15 protein-coding genes and 1 tRNA gene are annotated in these 16,930 nt (G+C 44.5%); 9 read left to right on the top strand and 7 right to left on the bottom strand.

The window, feature by feature from the left end:
- Positions 1-20: 20 nt before the first annotated feature.
- From AC3CKG_RS01935 to folB, 3 genes are read right to left on the bottom strand one after another with little or no spacing between them, the layout of a single operon-like run.
- Positions 21-824, bottom strand: a complete 804-nt coding sequence (locus AC3CKG_RS01935; RefSeq protein WP_488528737.1) for an undecaprenyl-diphosphate phosphatase — start codon at positions 822-824, stop codon at positions 21-23.
- A 15-nt stretch (positions 825-839) separates the two neighbouring features.
- Entirely contained in the window at positions 840-1,322 is a 483-nt protein-coding gene (folK, locus tag AC3CKG_RS01930; RefSeq protein ID WP_017106849.1) for a 2-amino-4-hydroxy-6-hydroxymethyldihydropteridine diphosphokinase, read from the bottom strand.
- Entirely contained in the window at positions 1,319-1,678 is a 360-nt protein-coding gene (folB, locus tag AC3CKG_RS01925; protein ID WP_017080233.1) for a dihydroneopterin aldolase, read from the bottom strand. The genes folK and folB overlap by 4 nt, the downstream gene beginning before the upstream one ends.
- Before the next feature lie 137 nt (positions 1,679-1,815).
- Here folB and plsY point away from each other — a divergent pair, with 137 nt between their 5' ends.
- The gene (plsY, locus tag AC3CKG_RS01920; RefSeq protein WP_004735970.1) at positions 1,816-2,412 is read left to right on the top strand and encodes a glycerol-3-phosphate 1-O-acyltransferase PlsY; all 597 of its coding nucleotides are present in this window, start codon (positions 1,816-1,818) and stop codon (positions 2,410-2,412) included.
- Between the two features lie 91 nt (positions 2,413-2,503).
- Here plsY and AC3CKG_RS01915 read toward each other — a convergent pair whose 3' ends face one another.
- The gene (locus AC3CKG_RS01915) at positions 2,504-3,319 is read right to left on the bottom strand and encodes an alpha/beta fold hydrolase (protein ID WP_488528736.1); all 816 of its coding nucleotides are present in this window, start codon (positions 3,317-3,319) and stop codon (positions 2,504-2,506) included.
- A gap of 124 nt (positions 3,320-3,443) precedes the next feature.
- Positions 3,444-4,460 carry a tRNA (adenosine(37)-N6)-threonylcarbamoyltransferase complex transferase subunit TsaD gene (tsaD, locus tag AC3CKG_RS01910; protein ID WP_488528735.1) on the bottom strand — a complete coding sequence of 339 codons (1,017 nt, stop codon included), beginning with the start codon at positions 4,458-4,460 and terminating at the stop codon, positions 3,444-3,446.
- A 258-nt stretch (positions 4,461-4,718) separates the two neighbouring features.
- Here tsaD and rpsU point away from each other — a divergent pair, with 258 nt between their 5' ends.
- The 6 genes from rpsU to AC3CKG_RS01880 all read left to right on the top strand — a co-directional run bounded on the left by rpsU (position 4,719) and on the right by AC3CKG_RS01880 (position 10,908).
- Positions 4,719-4,934, top strand: a complete 216-nt coding sequence (rpsU, locus tag AC3CKG_RS01905; protein WP_004396009.1) for a 30S ribosomal protein S21 — start codon at positions 4,719-4,721, stop codon at positions 4,932-4,934.
- 25 nt (positions 4,935-4,959) lie between these two features.
- Positions 4,960-5,403 (top strand): GatB/YqeY domain-containing protein, encoded by a 444-nt coding sequence (locus AC3CKG_RS01900; RefSeq protein WP_488528734.1) that lies wholly within the window; start codon positions 4,960-4,962, stop codon positions 5,401-5,403.
- A gap of 119 nt (positions 5,404-5,522) precedes the next feature.
- On the top strand, positions 5,523-7,274 hold the full coding sequence (dnaG, locus tag AC3CKG_RS01895; RefSeq protein ID WP_017102947.1) for a DNA primase: 1,752 nt from the start codon (positions 5,523-5,525) through the stop codon (positions 7,272-7,274).
- A gap of 99 nt (positions 7,275-7,373) precedes the next feature.
- Complete coding sequence (rpoD, locus tag AC3CKG_RS01890) at positions 7,374-9,218, top strand: RNA polymerase sigma factor RpoD (protein ID WP_017106853.1); 1,845 nt, start codon at positions 7,374-7,376, stop codon at positions 9,216-9,218.
- A gap of 163 nt (positions 9,219-9,381) precedes the next feature.
- Positions 9,382-9,457: transfer RNA gene (locus AC3CKG_RS01885), tRNA-Ile, on the top strand.
- Positions 9,458-9,639: 182 nt separating this feature from the next.
- Positions 9,640-10,908 (top strand): O-acetylhomoserine aminocarboxypropyltransferase/cysteine synthase family protein, encoded by a 1,269-nt coding sequence (locus tag AC3CKG_RS01880; RefSeq protein ID WP_372099241.1) that lies wholly within the window; start codon positions 9,640-9,642, stop codon positions 10,906-10,908.
- A 111-nt stretch (positions 10,909-11,019) separates the two neighbouring features.
- Here AC3CKG_RS01880 and glmS read toward each other — a convergent pair whose 3' ends face one another.
- Together glmS and AC3CKG_RS01870 are read right to left on the bottom strand one after the other, a co-directional pair.
- The gene (gene glmS / locus AC3CKG_RS01875) at positions 11,020-12,852 is read right to left on the bottom strand and encodes a glutamine--fructose-6-phosphate transaminase (isomerizing) (RefSeq protein ID WP_488528733.1); all 1,833 of its coding nucleotides are present in this window, start codon (positions 12,850-12,852) and stop codon (positions 11,020-11,022) included.
- 107 nt (positions 12,853-12,959) lie between these two features.
- Positions 12,960-13,730, bottom strand: a complete 771-nt coding sequence (locus tag AC3CKG_RS01870) for a DeoR/GlpR family DNA-binding transcription regulator (RefSeq protein WP_017104456.1) — start codon at positions 13,728-13,730, stop codon at positions 12,960-12,962.
- Between the two features lie 429 nt (positions 13,731-14,159).
- Here AC3CKG_RS01870 and pykF point away from each other — a divergent pair, with 429 nt between their 5' ends.
- On the top strand, positions 14,160-15,572 hold the full coding sequence (gene pykF, locus AC3CKG_RS01865) for a pyruvate kinase PykF (protein ID WP_017104457.1): 1,413 nt from the start codon (positions 14,160-14,162) through the stop codon (positions 15,570-15,572).
- Between the two features lie 228 nt (positions 15,573-15,800).
- The gene (locus AC3CKG_RS01860; protein ID WP_032500127.1) at positions 15,801-16,424 is read left to right on the top strand and encodes a GntR family transcriptional regulator; all 624 of its coding nucleotides are present in this window, start codon (positions 15,801-15,803) and stop codon (positions 16,422-16,424) included.
- Positions 16,425-16,930: the final 506 nt, after the last annotated feature.

The raw sequence follows: 16,930 nt of genomic DNA, 5'->3' as shown, positions 1-16,930 counted from the left end.
TTGTCTACGTAAGTCTAGTGCTACAGCATCATCAAGAAAGCAAATAGACCAAAACCTAGAATCAGGCGGTAGATAACAAACGGTGTCATGCCCATACGTGAGATAAGCTTCAAGAAGAAGTGAATACAGATATAAGCACTGATGAAAGAAACCACGATACCCGTTAGCAAAGTGCCAACATGAATAGGATCACCACTGGTCACTAACTTCAGGCCTAAGTATCCACCAGCCAAAGTGATGATAGGAATAGACATCAAGAAAGAGAATCGAGCCGCCGCTTCACGCGTGAAACCTAGGTAAAGCGCTGCGGTAATGGTTGCGCCAGAACGAGACGTGCCAGGGATGATCGCCATTGCTTGAGCAAGACCAATAAACAGCGCCTTTTTCCAACCCGCTTGGTATTCGTCATCACGCAGGCTTGAGTTCTTATCCACCCACCATAGCAACAGACCAAAAATAATCGTTGTCGTAGCAATTACCCACGCACTGCGCAAATAAAGCTCAACAATATCTTTCATCAACAAACCAAAGATACACGCTGGAATCGTCGCGAGAATGATCATCCACGCGAGCTTTGCTTCTTTACTGCGATCGCCTTTAAACACGGAACCAAAGAATGCGCTCAAAAGAGAGACCACTTCTTTACGGAAATAGATAACTACTGCGGCCAAAGTACCAACGTGGACAGCCACATCAAAGGCCAAACCTTGATCTTCCCAACCTAATACAGCAGAAGGAAGGATTAAATGTGCAGAACTGGAAATAGGTAAAAACTCAGTAAAGCCTTGCACCAACGCCAACATAAACGCTTCAAAATAACTCATTACTTACCTTAAAAATTATAGTTTTATATCTACGACAGAGAGCGAGTCTAATTGCTGCATCTTCTGCCATATTTCACTGACGGTTCTTCCGTCTTGCGGGATCACTCTCGCAGGACAGAGATCATAAAGTGGTTGTGTTACAAAAGGATATTTATAGATATCACTGCGTGGCAATTCTGGTTCGCTTTCAGAAACCACGTCTCCAAACAGCACAATATCAAGATCGAGCTTTCGATCTTGAAGTTTATGAGCATCTTGAGAGCGACCCCATTTAAACTCAATTTTACGAAGTTGCTGTGAAAATTCAGTCAATGAGAGTGATGTGTCGAGCTCTATCACAAAGTTATAAAACGAATGGCTTTCAAACCCTACAGGCTCACAATGATAGATCTTAGAGCATTTAAGGTCAGTCCCTAACGATTGAAGCTCTGTCCATGCCACCCTTGCATGCTTGTCGCGGTCTATGTTCGTGCCAACACCAACATAGGCTATTGTCATGCTTGACCTCGTTCGATGATCACGCCGACTGCTTTTGCTTGTGGCACTGCGCCAGGCTTCGCTAAACGGATTTTAATCCAAGGCACTGAGAACTGAGTCATGATTAGTTCAGCAACTTCTTCTGCCACACGCTCAACCAATAGGAATCGGCCATTCGCAATGTGCTCAAGCACGGCAGTACTCACAGTCGAGTAATCCAAAGCATCAACTACATCATCACTCTTACCTGCTGGGCGGTTGTCATGAGCCATTTCAATATCAAGCACAAGTTTTTGTTTAATCTCTTGTTCCCAATCGTAAACACCGATCGTTGTAATTACTTCTAGCTGTTCAATGAAAACTTTATCCAGTGCCATGACTTGTCCTTTTAGAGGTCGGATACCCATATTGGGGAAAAAAACGTATTATTTGCGTAATTCCGGATATGATATCAATTACTCTGGGATTGAGCATTATTTTCCCATCGTTAGGCTTATAACCGTTAAGGACAGACATGACCCCTTTGGCTCTCATCATGATCATTGCTGCCTATTTGCTAGGTTCAATCTCGAGTGCGGTCTTGATATGCCGAGTTTTAAGACTCCCTGATCCCCGAACGGTAGGTTCTAACAACCCTGGAGCAACCAATGTTCTGCGTGTTGGCGGTAAAGGCGCAGCTGCTGCCGTCCTTTTGTGTGACATGCTTAAAGGTACTATTCCAGTATGGCTTGGCTACTACCTCAATATCGACTCGATCATTTTAGGCGTCGTGGCGATAGCGGCGTGTCTTGGTCATATGTACCCAATATTTTTCCACTTTAAAGGTGGTAAAGGCGTCGCAACGGCACTCGGAGCCATCGCCCCAATTGGATTCGATCTAACGGGAATGATCATGGCGACTTGGTTGGTTGTGGCATTTTTGTTTCGTTACTCTTCTTTAGCGGCACTGGTTACTGTGTTGCTCGCACCTTTCTACGCTTGGTTAGTCAAACCACAATATACGCTGCCAGTAGCGATGCTGTGTTGCTTGATTGTGTTGCGTCACCATCAGAATATCCGCCGCCTTCTCGATGGCAGCGAGCCAAAGCTCGGACAAAAAAAATCGGCTTAAACTATCATGTCTAAGCCGAATCATTTTTAAACCGAGATACGTTTAAACCAACGTAAATCTCTGTCGAACAATACTATTCAATATTTAAAGCTTACAGCAGATGTTTATCTAAAAACGTCTTCAGCATTGTGTTCACAAACTCTGGTTGCTCTAGCGAACTAATGTGACCAGCACCAGGAATCACCACTAACTCACTGCCCGTAATGCAATCATGCATTAGGTATGACTCCAGTGCCGGACGTGGCTTATCTTCTTGTCCAACAGCGATCAAAACCGGCAGTGCAAAGCTCTCTACTGCTTCAATCATATCTCGACGCCCAAAGACCATTCGACCGATTCGCGCGACTTCTTCCGCTTTATCACCTTGAAGTTCAGACAAATGCTGAGTAAAGCTCTCAACCAAAGCTGGTGAGTTTGTTTGAGCATCATTGGCAAAGAACAGTGGAACTACGGCTTCAACAATCGGTTGAGGAACCATTTTGGTTTGAGTAATGGTGTCTAACATGCTGAAGTATTTAGCATGAGCAACTTCTGGCTCTAAACCAACAAAGGTATCCATAAGTACCAAAGACTTGATTCGAGCAGGTGCTAACTCCGCTAACTCAGTTCCCCACATACCGCCAACCGATAGGCCGACAACGGAAAACTCTTCGATTTCTAAATGATCAAGCAGATCCAAAATGTGTTGAGCGTAATCTTTCAGGTTACGCATCGAGTTCGGCGCAGCTTGTGACTCACCATGAGACCAAAGATCTGGAACGATGCAGCGATACTGAGCTTTTAGAGCCTCGACCTGTGGTTGCCACATTGCACTATCCCAAAGGTAACTGTGGCCAAGTACAACAACCGGGCCTTGACCTTCATCTAGGTACGTCATCGATTGATTGTCTACGGTGAACTTATTCATTTTCTTTCCTAATCTCTATCAGCAATTATTTATCGACATATAGTCGGTAAGCTAGGATATAAAAACGGCCGCACTCAGCGACCGTTTATCGAAATACTATGGTTTATTTGGCGATTGGTTATGATTAAGCAATTGGTTCTAGTTGGTCAATTGGCCAACGCGGCGTAGCATGAACTGACAAATCAGCCGTTTCACCATTTTTAAGGCGTTGCATACCAGCGTAAGCAATCATCGCACCGTTATCAGTACAGAACTCAGTTCGTGGGTAGTAAACCTCGCCACCGATTTTCTTCGCTAGCGCTTCAAGCTCCATACGTAGCTGTTTGTTGGCACTTACGCCACCAGCAATCACTATACGTTTCATGCCTGTTTCCGCCAAGGCACGCTTACATTTAATTACCAAGGTCGCACAAACAGCTTCTTGGAAAGCGTAAGCGATATCAGCACGTGTCTGATCGTCGTTGTCATTCGCACGAATGGTGTTCGCAGCAAATGTTTTTAGACCAGAAAAGCTCATATCGAGTCCTGGACGATCGGTCATTGGACGCGGGAACTTAAAACGACCTGGTGTGCCTTTTTCTGCTAAACGAGACAGCAATGGACCACCTGGGTAATCTAAACCCATCAACTTCGCGGTTTTATCAAACGCTTCGCCGGCAGCATCATCAATCGACTCACCAAGGATTCGATACTCACCGATGCCTTTCACTTCGACCATCATGGTATGTCCGCCAGAAACCAGCAGAGCAACAAATGGGAATGGTGGCGGGTTATCTTCTAGCATAGGAGCAAGAAGGTGACCTTCCATGTGGTGAACAGGTACAGCTGGTACACCCCAAGCATAAGCGATACTGCGACCAATGGTTGCACCAACCAGCAGAGCGCCGACTAAGCCGGGTCCTGCAGTGTAAGCCACACCATCGATGTCTTTTGACGTTAGATTCGCTTCAACCAATGCCGCTTTAATAAGTGGGATGGTCTTTTTTACATGGTCACGCGATGCCAACTCAGGAACCACACCACCATAATCGGCGTGCAGCTTCACTTGGCTGTATAATTGATGAGAAAGCAGGCCTTGCTCATCATCATAAATCGCAATTCCTGTCTCATCACAAGAGGTTTCAATACCAATAATGCGCATAATTTTCTCGGCACGCTTTCATCTAAAATGGGAAATTAGCGCAATATTACCCTGCCTAAGCTCTTCAAACAAATATTGTACAGACTATAATCGACAAAGTGCTTTACAAAGCCACTGTGATCGGATTAAAATTCCGCACCATTTTTGATCAAGCTGGTTAATGGCCAAACGCGAATAGAGAGTTAGCTCGATGGGTAACTTCTCTGATTTGGTACTGAGTGACCAGCGATAATGAATAACCCCTGAGGTGAAAGGCATATGCCAATAGTTAAAGTACGTGAAAACGAACCGTTCGACGTTGCACTACGTCGTTTCAAGCGCTCTTGTGAAAAAGCAGGTATCCTTTCTGAAGTGCGTCGTCGTGAGCATTACGAAAAGCCAACTACAGTTCGCAAACGCGCTAAAGCAGCAGCTCAAAAGCGTCACGCTAAGAAGCTAGCTCGCGAAAACGCACGTCGCGTTCGCCTGTACTAATAACTTAATCCATAAGGACTGAGTTATGGCTCTTATTGAACAACTCAAAGAAGAGCAAAAATTAGCGATGAAAGCCAAGGACAAACCGCGCCTTGGCACTATCCGCTTAGCTCTTTCAGCAATTAAGCAACGTGAAGTTGACGAACGGATCACTCTGAACGACGACGACATAATTGCTATATTAGTTAAAATGGTTAAGCAACGTCGCGATTCTGTTGCTCAATATGAATCAGCAAATCGTCAAGATCTTGCTGACGTGGAAAAAGCAGAAATTACTGTACTTGAAGGCTTTATGCCTCAACCGTTAACTGAAGAAGAAGTTGTTGTACTACTTGATAGCGCAATCGCGGAAGCTCAACCAGCGGGCATGCAAGACATGGGTAAAGTAATGGCTATCTTGAAACCACAAATTCAAGGGCGTGCAGATATGGGAAAAGTTAGTGGTTTAGTTCGTTCTAAACTCGCTTAATCCCAAATCAAATTGCAACAAGCCGTGCAATCCTTCGGAACGCACGGCTTGTTTGTATCTGTAACCTATTCAAACTATTATTATCCACACTCTCAGTTAGTGCATTTTTCTAAGGTTTTATGGCAGGACACATCCCGCGTAGTTTCATCGATGATCTCCTAGCGCGTCTCGACATTGTCGATATTGTGGACGCACGCGTGAAACTTAAGAAAAAAGGCAAAAACTATGGTGCTTGTTGTCCATTTCACAACGAGAAGACCCCTTCTTTTAGCGTAAGCCAAGAAAAACAGTTTTATCACTGCTTTGGTTGTGGCGTACATGGCAATGCCATCGACTTCATTATGGAGTTCGAACGTCTCGACTTTGTTGAAGCGATTGAAGAACTTGCCTCATTTTTAGGCCTTGATGTTCCTAGAGAACAACGCAGTGGTGAAATATCCACAGCACCAAGAGCCAACAGCGAACAAAAACGTAACCTCTACGATTTGATGGGCGGCATCAGTAATTTTTACCGCTCTCAACTAAAAATCTCAGCTAACAAGCCTGCGATTGATTATCTAAAGAATCGTGGACTGTCTGGTGAAATCGTACAGAAGTTTGGCATTGGCTACGTCGCTGATGAATGGGACTTGGTTCGTAAGAATTTTGGGCAACAAAAAGAAGCCCAAGACATGCTCGTTACTGGCGGCATGTTGATAGAAAACGATAAAGGCAACCGATACGACCGATTCCGTGGACGTGTCATGTTCCCGATTCGCGATCGTCGTGGTCGAGTGATTGGTTTTGGTGGTCGTGTCTTAGAAGACGGCACACCGAAATACCTGAACTCACCAGAAACGCCTATCTTCCATAAAGGCAAAGAGCTTTACGGCCTTTATGAAGTGCTGCAAGCCTACCGTGAACCGCCTCAAATACTTGTGGTTGAAGGTTACATGGATGTTGTGGCACTCGCGCAATATGGTGTTGATTACTCAGTGGCATCACTGGGTACCTCGACAACCGGTGACCACGTTCAAATGTTGTTCCGCCAAACCAGCACAGTGGTTTGTTGTTACGACGGTGACCGAGCAGGTAAAGAAGCAGCGTGGCGCGCACTCGAAAATGCGCTTGAATACCTGAAAACAGGTAACACGCTCAAGTTTCTATTTTTACCCGACGGCGAAGACCCAGATAGCTATATAAGAGAGAATGGCCAAGAGGCCTTCGAACAACTGGTACAGAATGCGACACCGCTTTCTACTTACTTGTTCGATAATCTTATTGAGATACACAAGTTGAACTTGGGAACAACGGAAGGGAAGTCGGCACTGCGAGCACACGCAAGCGCCTTGATTAACAAAATCCCTGACAGTTACTTCCAAGAACTGCTCGAAAAATTATTGGATGAGCGTACTGGTTTTGATAACCAACTGAGACGAGCTCGTGTTCATACTAAGAACCCGACACCTCAACCGCATAAAGAACTGAAACGCACGCCAATGCGAGAAGTTATCGCTTTGCTTATCCAAAATCCGAGCTATGCTGATATGGTACCGGATTTATCAAGTGTCAAAGGCTTACAGTTGCCTGGACTAAGTTTATTCGTCGAAGTACTTGATAAATGCCACGCGCATCCCCATATCAACACAGGCCAATTATTAGAGCATTGGCGACACAATAAACATGAGGCGCTTCTGTCTCGTCTCGCGAGCTGGGAAATCCCCCTCGACGAAGACAATCAAGAAGACATATTTTTAGACTCACTGGACAACATACTTGCCCAGTGCGTTGAAAAACAAATTGAAAACCTGCAGGCCAAAGCAAGAAGCGTCGGTTTATCAGCCGAAGAAAAAAGGGAGCTACTAGCTTTAATGCTAGATCTAAAAGCGTAACCCTGTTTGATTAGTCAGCATTTAATAAATTTGTTAACATAATTGGTTTGCATTTGAGAATGCAACGTCCTTCACCAGACCTGAAGTTGGATATCATCTATGGATCAAAATCCGCAGTCACAGCTTAAATTACTTGTTATTAAAGGCAAGGAACAAGGCTATCTGACCTACGCCGAAGTAAACGACCACCTACCTGCAGAAATCGTGGATTCTGAACAGGTAGAAGACATCATTCAAATGATCAACGACATGGGTATCAAGGTAGTAGAAACTGCACCTGACGCTGATGATCTAGCTCTTAATGATGACGATGCCAATATAGATGAAGATGCAGCTGAAGCTGCTGCTGCTGCGCTTTCAAGCGTAGAAAGCGAGATTGGCCGTACGACTGACCCAGTTCGCATGTACATGCGTGAAATGGGTACGGTTGAGCTACTGACTCGTGAAGGCGAGATCGACATTGCGAAGCGCATTGAAGATGGTATCAATACCGTTCAACTATCTGTTGCTGAATACCCAGGAACAATTCCATACATCTTGGAACAGTTTGACCGCGTACTAGCTGAAGAGATTCGCTTAACAGACCTAATCAATGGCTTTGTTGACCCAGACGACGATGGCACAGCTGCGCCAACGGCGACTCACATCGGTTCAGAACTTGCTAAAACAGATCTAGAAGACGAAGACAAAGAAGAAGCAGAAGACGACGAGGAAGAAGAAGAGGAAGATACAGGTATTGATCCTGAGCTTGCTCTTGAGAAGTTCACAGCACTTCGCACTAGCTACCAAAACCGTCAACTAGCGATCAATGAATACGGCCACGAAAGCCCGAAAGCAACACTTGCAACGACAATGATGCAAGACGTATTCAAAGAGTTCCGTCTAACGCCAAAACAGTTTGATTACCTAGTAAACGAACTGCGTACTTCAATGGATCGCGTACGTACTCAAGAACGCCTAATCATGCGTCAAACGGTTGAGTACGGCAAAATGCCGAAGAAATCTTTCATTGCTCTATTTACTGGTAATGAATCTAGCGAAGCATGGTTAGACGAAGTATTAGCTTCAGACAAGCCATACGCAGAAAAGATCAAACGTAACGAGAACGATATTCGTCGCTCAATCCAAAAACTGGATATGATCGAGAAAGAGACGTCTCTTACTGTTCAAAGCATTAAAGATATCAGCCGTCGTATGTCTATCGGTGAAGCGAAAGCTCGTCGTGCGAAGAAAGAGATGGTTGAAGCGAACTTACGTCTAGTAATCTCGATTGCTAAAAAGTACACAAACCGTGGCCTACAATTCCTGGATCTAATCCAAGAAGGTAACATCGGTCTGATGAAAGCCGTAGATAAGTTTGAATACCGTCGTGGTTACAAGTTCTCTACTTACGCTACTTGGTGGATCCGTCAAGCAATCACTCGTTCGATTGCCGACCAAGCTCGTACTATCCGTATTCCGGTTCACATGATCGAAACGATCAACAAACTAAACCGTATCTCTCGTCAAATGCTACAAGAGATGGGTCGTGAACCACTTCCGGAAGAACTGGCTGAGCGCATGCAAATGCCTGAAGACAAGATCCGTAAAGTACTGAAAATCGCTAAAGAGCCAATCTCAATGGAGACACCAATCGGTGACGACGAAGATTCGCACCTAGGTGATTTCATCGAGGATACAACGCTAGAACTGCCTTTAGACTCTGCAACGGCAACAAGCCTACGCGGCGCAACTAAAGACGTTCTTGCAGGCCTAACACCTCGTGAAGCGAAAGTACTGCGTATGCGTTTCGGTATCGACATGAACACTGACCACACTCTTGAAGAGGTTGGTAAACAGTTCGACGTTACTCGTGAGCGTATCCGTCAGATCGAAGCAAAAGCACTGCGTAAACTTCGTCACCCAAGCCGCTCAGAAACTCTGCGTAGCTTCCTAGACGAGTAATTACACGCTTTAGTGTGGTTAGCTTTTAAGCATAAAATAGAAAAGGTGAGCGTTGGCTCACCTTTTTTGTGCCTGCGTGATTTAAGTGGCTAAGATGTAAGCGGAATTGCCCCTTATAGTGTCTAGACACCACTGAATGGTTCCCCTATAATCTATGCCCTACGGCCCCTTAGCTCAGTGGTTAGAGCGCACGACTCATAATCGTTCGGTCCCCAGTTCAAATCTGGGAGGGGCCACCAAATTAGAAAAGCCAGAACAGTTCACGCTGCTCTGGCTTTTTGCTTTTCTAGCCCTTTATCTTCTAGCTCAACGCTCTGCCCCATTCGTCCAGTTTCTTCTATGTGACTAAACATACTTTTCTTTTATAAAAAAATCGGCAATATGAGAGTACACAAATCATTCAATAGTTCAGGGAAGACTCATGAAAGACGAAACGCTCTCGATTCACTTCGGCTACGACACTGATCCAACAACAAAATCGGTTGCGACACCTATTTACCAAACCGTTGCTTACGAATTCGATGACGCACAACACGGCGCCGACCTGTTTAACCTTGCGGTGCCAGGTAATATCTACACTCGTATAATGAACCCAACCAATGATGTGTTGGAAAAACGCATGGCAGCCTTAGAAGGTGGAATTGCAGGCTTAGTGGTGAGTGCAGGCAGCGCGGCGATCAACTACGCGATTCAAACGTTGGCACAAATCGGTGACAACATCGTTTCAACACCTCAGCTTTACGGCGGTACTTACACCCTATTTGCTCATATGCTACCAAACCAAGGGATAGAAGTTCGCTTTGCCAAAGACGATAAACCAGAAAGCTTAGCGGCACTGATCGATGAAAAAACCAAGGCGGTTTACTGCGAAAGTATCGGTAACCCAGCAGGCAATATTATCGACTTAGAACGTGTGGCTGAACTTGCTCACGCAAAAGGTGTGCCTGTGATTGTCGATAACACGGTGGCGACACCTGTGTTGTGTAAACCTATCGATTTTGGTGCCGATATCGTGGTGCACTCGCTAACAAAATACGTTGGTGGTCACGGAACAACATTGGGTGGCGTGATTGTCGACTCAGGCAAATTCCCATGGGCAGAGCACAAAGATCGCTTCCCAGTATTTAATCAGCCAGAACCTTCTTACCACGGTGTGGTATATACCGAGGCTTTTGGTGACGCCGCGTTTATTGGTCGAGCTCGAACGGTTCCACTGCGTAATACGGGTGCAGCACTGTCTCCAATGAATGCCTTCATGCTGATGCAAGGTCTAGAAACTTTATCGCTACGCATGGAGCGACACACAGAGAATGCACTGAAAGTAGCTGAGTACCTTCAGCAACATGAGAAAGTGAGTTGGGTGAGCTACGCTGGTTTACCCACGTCTGAGTTCTATCCTCTGGCTGAGAAATACATGCAAGGTAAGCCGTCTGCCATTTTATCTTTTGGCTTGAAAGATGGTTATGAAGCCGGAGTTCGTTTCTATGATGCGCTGCAAATCTTCAAGCGCTTGGTGAATATCGGCGATGCGAAATCTCTTGCTTGTCACCCTGCCTCTACAACACACCGTCAATTAAGCGAAGCGGAACAAAAGCAGGCTGGTGTGTCACCAGAGATGATCCGCCTCTCAGTAGGTATTGAACACATTGACGATATCTTAGCTGATCTAGAGCAAGCACTTAATACTTAGCGCTTAATAACAGGAAAGCTAGCTCTAACACTGATCGTTAACTAACAGACACAAAAAAGCCCATCACAGGATGGGCTTCTTATTATCTAATTTTCTTAGATAGGCTGGCGATTACTCAACCGTTACCGCTTTCGCTAGGTTACGAGGTTGGTCAACATCGGTACCTTTGATTAGCGCGACATGGTAAGACAACAGCTGCATCGGTACTGTGTAGTAGATAGGTGCTGTTACTTCACTTACGTGAGGCATCTTGATGATCTTCATGTTCTCATCGCTTTCAAAGCCAGCGTCTTCATCTGCGAATACGTAAAGTAGACCGCCACGAGCACGTACTTCTTCAACGTTTGATTTCAGCTTCTCTAGTAAGTCGTTGCTTGGTGCAATAACGACTACAGGCATGTCTGCATCGATAAGAGCCAAAGGACCGTGCTTAAGCTCACCAGCAGCGTAGGCTTCTGCGTGAATGTAAGAGATCTCTTTCAACTTAAGAGACGCTTCCATTGCGATTGGGTAGAACTCACCACGGCCTAGGAACAGTGTGTGGTGCTTGTCAGCAAAATCAGGTGCTAGCGCTTCAATCTCTTTATCAAACGCTAATGCTTTCTCGATATCAGCAGGCAATTGGTGAAGTGCTTGAACGATTTCCGCTTCTTTCTCTTCATTGATACGACCTTGTAGACGACCAATTGACGTTACCATCATCAGCATAGCCGCTAGCTGTGTTGTGAAGGCTTTAGTTGAAGCAACACCGATTTCAGTTCCTGCGCGAGTCATGAAGGCAAAGTCAGACTCACGAACTAGCGAAGAACCCGCAACGTTACAGATAGTCATTGCCGACATGTAGCCTTTCTCTTTTGCGAGACGAAGTGCAGCAAGCGTATCCGCCGTTTCACCAGACTGAGACAGAGTCACCAATAGGCTGTTCGGGCGAACAACGAAATCACGGTAACGGAATTCAGAGGCAATCTCTACGTCACAGCTTACGCCTGCTAGAGACTCAAACCAGTAACGAGCTGCCATGCCTGAGTTGTAAGACGTACCACATGCGATGATCTGCACGTGTTCTACCTTGCTTAGGATCTCTTCAGCTTTAACACCGATTGCATTAGTGATTACAGAAGTGTCAGAGATACGACCTTCCATTGTGTTGATCATCGCTGTTGGCTGCTCAAAAATTTCTTTCTGCATGAAGTGACGGTATTGACCTTTGTCACCTGCATCGTGCTCTGCGTTTGATTCAACGATGTCACGCTCAACACGCTCGCCCGCTACATCAAATACCGTTACATCACGACGAGTCACCTCAGCAACATCACCCTCTTCTAGGTACATGAAACGACGAGTTACGCTTAATAGTGCAAGCTGGTCAGATGCTAGGAAGTTTTCACCAACACCAAAACCGATAACGATCGGGCTACCTGAACGAGCAACAACGATACGGCTAGGATCTTTACGATCAACCGCCACCGTGCCGTATGCGCCATCTAATTGTTTGGCTGTCTTTTGAAGCGCTTCAACCAATGAATCAGAAGTACGAAGTTCCCATTCAACTAAGTGAGCGATAACTTCAGTATCCGTTTGTGAAGTAAACACGTAACCACGCTCTTGAAGAAGAGCACGCAGTGCTTCGTGGTTTTCGATAATGCCGTTGTGTACAACTGCAATATCACCAGACATGTGTGGGTGTGCATTCGCTTCAGATGGCTCACCGTGTGTTGCCCAACGTGTATGGGCGATACCAGTACCGCCAATCACATGTTGCTGATCGACTGCGTCTGCTAGCTCTTGTACTTTACCAAGGCGGCGCACACGAGTTAGGTTAGATTCGGTATCAACTACAGCGACACCCGCTGAGTCGTAGCCACGATATTCTAGGCGGCGAAGGCCTTCTACTAAAATTTCGGCTACATCACGCTGTGCTACTGCACCAACAATTCCACACATAGTTTCACTCCATCAATTTCGTTTTATTCCTATTGGCAGCAAGCAAAGGCCAGATCTTTATTAAGATCAATTATAGGAAGGTAAATGCATAATACTTAAATTTGTTTTTACGCTGGATCAGTCAGGATCACTCGAACATCATGTGATTCGATACTTGCTTTGGATTCTTCGCCCAAGTCTGTATCGGTAATCAAGATGTCAATGTGTTCCCACGCCAGCTCTAAGTTCGGGATCTTTCGTCCCACTTTTTCCGACTCAACCATCACGATCACTTCTCGTGACACTTCAGCCATTACTTTACTTAGGCCAATCAATTCATTAAACGTAGTGGTGCCTCTATCAAGGTCGATACCATCAGCTCCAATAAACAATTGGTCAAAATCGTAAGCACGAAGTACTGACTCCGCGACTTTTCCTTGAAAAGAATCCGAATGGGTATCCCAAGTACCACCCGTCATTAATAACGTTGGTTCACTTTCAAGCTCATTAAGCGCATTAGCCACGTGCAATGAATTGGTCATAACAACCAAACCACGCTTAGTATTAAGCTGCTGAATCAAGGCGCCAGTCGTGCTACCACTGTCGATGACAATGCGATTATGGTCGCGAATCAAATCTGCAGCGGCTTTTGCTAATGAAATCTTTCGAGTCGAAACTTGTTGACCCAGTTCTTCGTTCACAACCTCTTTCGGTAATGAAATCGCACCACCATAACGGCGTAAAAGCTGACCGTTTTTCTCTAAAGACGCCAAGTCCTTTCTAATCGTGACCTCTGAGGTTTCGAACTTAGCGGATAATTCATCAACACTAACCTCCCCCTTTTCATTCACTAGATTGGAAATTGCATGTCTTCTGAGCTGGGTGTTTCGTTTCGACATTTAGAAAAGGCCATTAAGTTTCGATATGAAACATATTATAGTTACAACGAAACTATTTAGTCCATTTATTTTGATCCAAAAAATTAATAAATAGCGATAAAACCTTGTCCTAAGACAATTGTTAAGCAGTGATATTGAACTCATTAGGTGGTAGAATCCGCACCCGAAAAGAAAAAAAATTACAAAACTGACCGTTATTTTTCTGCAACTTTCACCTGATATATTGGTGTAAGTCACAGAAACCCGACGTTGAATCAAAATCTTTTAGTCATAAAATGACTAAAATTGATGAAAGACTTACAACTCTGAAGGACATATTGGAAGTCCCGCGCTTTTACACAACAGGCACAAAATGTTGATGTAGCGGACCAATCTTCAGAACTTAAATAAATTTCAAATTGTAACAATACTTACCGGAGAGTACCTTCCATGAAAAAGACCAAAATCGTATGTACGATTGGCCCTAAAACTGAATCTGTAGAGAAGCTAACTGAACTAGTAGATGCTGGCATGAACGTTATGCGTCTTAACTTCTCTCACGGTGATTTCGCAGAACACGGCACTCGTATCGCGAACTTCCGTAAAGTAATGGAAAACAAAGGTGAGCAACTTGCTATCCTTCTAGATACTAAAGGTCCTGAAATCCGTACTATCAAACTTGAAGATGGTAACGACGTAGATCTAGTAGCTGGTCAAGAGTTCACTTTCACAACTGACGCAACAGTTGTTGGTAACAAAGACGTAGTAGCAGTAACTTACCTAGGTTTCGCTAAAGACCTAACTGCAGGTAACACAATCCTTGTTGATGACGGCCTAATCGAAATGGAAGTTATCGCAACAACAGAAACTGAAGTTAAGTGTAAAGTTCTTAACAACGGTGCTCTAGGCGAAAACAAAGGTGTTAACCTTCCTGGCGTTTCTGTTCAACTTCCAGCTCTTTCTGAGAAAGACAAAGCTGACCTTAAGTTTGGTTGTGAGCAAGGCGTTGATTTCGTAGCTGCTTCTTTCATCCGTAAAGAAGACGATGTTAAAGAAATCCGTGAGCTTCTAAACGCTAACGGTGGCGAAAACATCCACATCATTTCTAAGATTGAAAACCAAGAAGGTGTAGATAACTTCGATTCAATCCTTGAAGCTTCTGACGGCATCATGGTTGCTCGTGGTGACCTAGGTGTTGAAATCCCAGCTGAAGAAGTAATCTTCGCTCAGAAAATGATGATCGAGAAGTGTAACCGTGCACGTAAGATGGTTATCACTGCAACTCAAATGCTTGACTCTATGATCAGCAACCCACGTCCAACTCGCGCTGAAGCGGGTGACGTTGCGAACGCAATCATGGATGGTACTGATGCAGTAATGCTTTCTGGTGAAACTGCTAAAGGTAAGTACCCAGTTGAAGCTGTTACTATCATGGCTCAAATCGCGAACCGTACTGATTCAGCTCTTAAAGCTGAACTAGGTTCTCGTCTAGACAGCCCACGTCTACGCATCACTGAAGCAGTATGTAAAGGCGCGGTAGACACTGCAGAGAAGCTAGCTGCTCCTCTAATCGTTGTTGCAACTGAAGGCGGTAAGTCTGCACGTTCAGTACGTAAGTACTTCCCAACTGCAAACATCCTTGCCCTAACAACTAACGAAAAGACAGCTGCACAGCTAGTTCTTACTAAAGGTGTTAAGCCAGTTCTTGTTGACTCTATCGAGAACACAGACGCTTTCTACATCAACGGTAAAGAAATCGCTCTACAATCTGGCCTAGGTAACAAAGGCGACATCGTAGTTATGGTTTCTGGTGCTCTAGTTGCTTCTGGTACTACAAACACAGCGTCTGTTCACGTTCTATAATCGAGAACAGCAACGCAATAAAATATAAAAGAGGGCTTCGGCCCTCTTTTTTTATGAAACAATATCTTGCCTAACTTTTCAGTACGCTGTATTATCAATACATAATAGAACTACGTACTGTTAACTTCCAATTGACTCTTTCTAAGAGACGGATTAGCAGACTAGAAATCAAATATATACATGAGGTTTGTAATGTCTAGTCCTACTCTCACTGATAAAGTATCGAAAATGATTCGCCAAGATATCCTTAATGGTGAATTGCTCCCTGGCCAAAAACTTGTTGTTGCTGATCTAAAAAGTAGATACAACGTGGGTGCATCGCCAATTCGTGAAGCCTTGGTACAATTGTCTTGGAGCAAGTACGTAAAACTAGAGCCACAAAAAGGCTGCTGGGTATCTCCGGTATCAAAGAAAGAACTTAACGATTTGTACGAAAGCCTTCGTGTTGTCTCTTCCGTTCTGCTTAAAAAAGCCATTTCATCAGGCGATGAGAGCTGGGAATTAGAAGTACTGACGTCTTACCATAAACTGTCTAAAATCCAATATGTGGCAGAAGAGTTTGACTGTGCTGAGTGGGAAGAACGTCACCAACAGTTCCATGTATCACTGCTTGAAGGCGCGGATTCAGAGAACATGTTTAAATTCTTTGATGACTTGATCAACCAAGTTAAGCGTTATCGTTTCCTAGTTCTATCGGCTGAAACAGTGACAGACGATCTGTTCAATATCGATGAACACGAAATGATCATGAAGCTAGTACTGGCTAAAAATGTCGATCAAGCGACAGAGCTACTGGATCAACACCTGCTAAGCTCAATGAAACGAATTGAAGAAGTTATCGAAGCTGCATAAACATCAAGCCAAGATAGATTCTAACCATATAAAAACGGAGCCTAATGGCTCCGTTTTTTATTTCCAGTATTACGACTGAACTACCACCCAAAAAACTCTTTGTGATGAGTATTGAGCAGCACAACCATAGGTAAAAAATACAACGCACTCAGCTGAAAACCAAGAATGACTAATGTGCCTATGGTTAACCTCACTAAAAAATCGACAAACATACTACGCCTCTTTTCACTCGACAGTATGATCCCCAAATGCTTGCTCCAGCTAACCCAATTCGACTGTTACGCTTCAACTCATTAATAAAGCGAGCTAATCCACTGAATTAAGTTAACGGTGTCATCCTTTTACTTCCGGTAAACACTCTATTTATTGCACCGTTTGATACGATGAAATCTGAAGTACAGCCATTTGCTTATTGTTCAGTTTAGCTCAAATTATCGCCAATATTAGACTTTAGTCTAACTAGCTAATGTTTGTGACACGGATCTTTCCAAAGTGAGATTTGCAGG

The sequence above is a fragment of the Vibrio sp. QJM3NY_15 genome, from assembly GCF_057785995.1.
The sequence above is the reverse complement of the archived record's forward strand: the minus strand, read 5'-3'. Positions and strand labels throughout refer to the sequence as shown.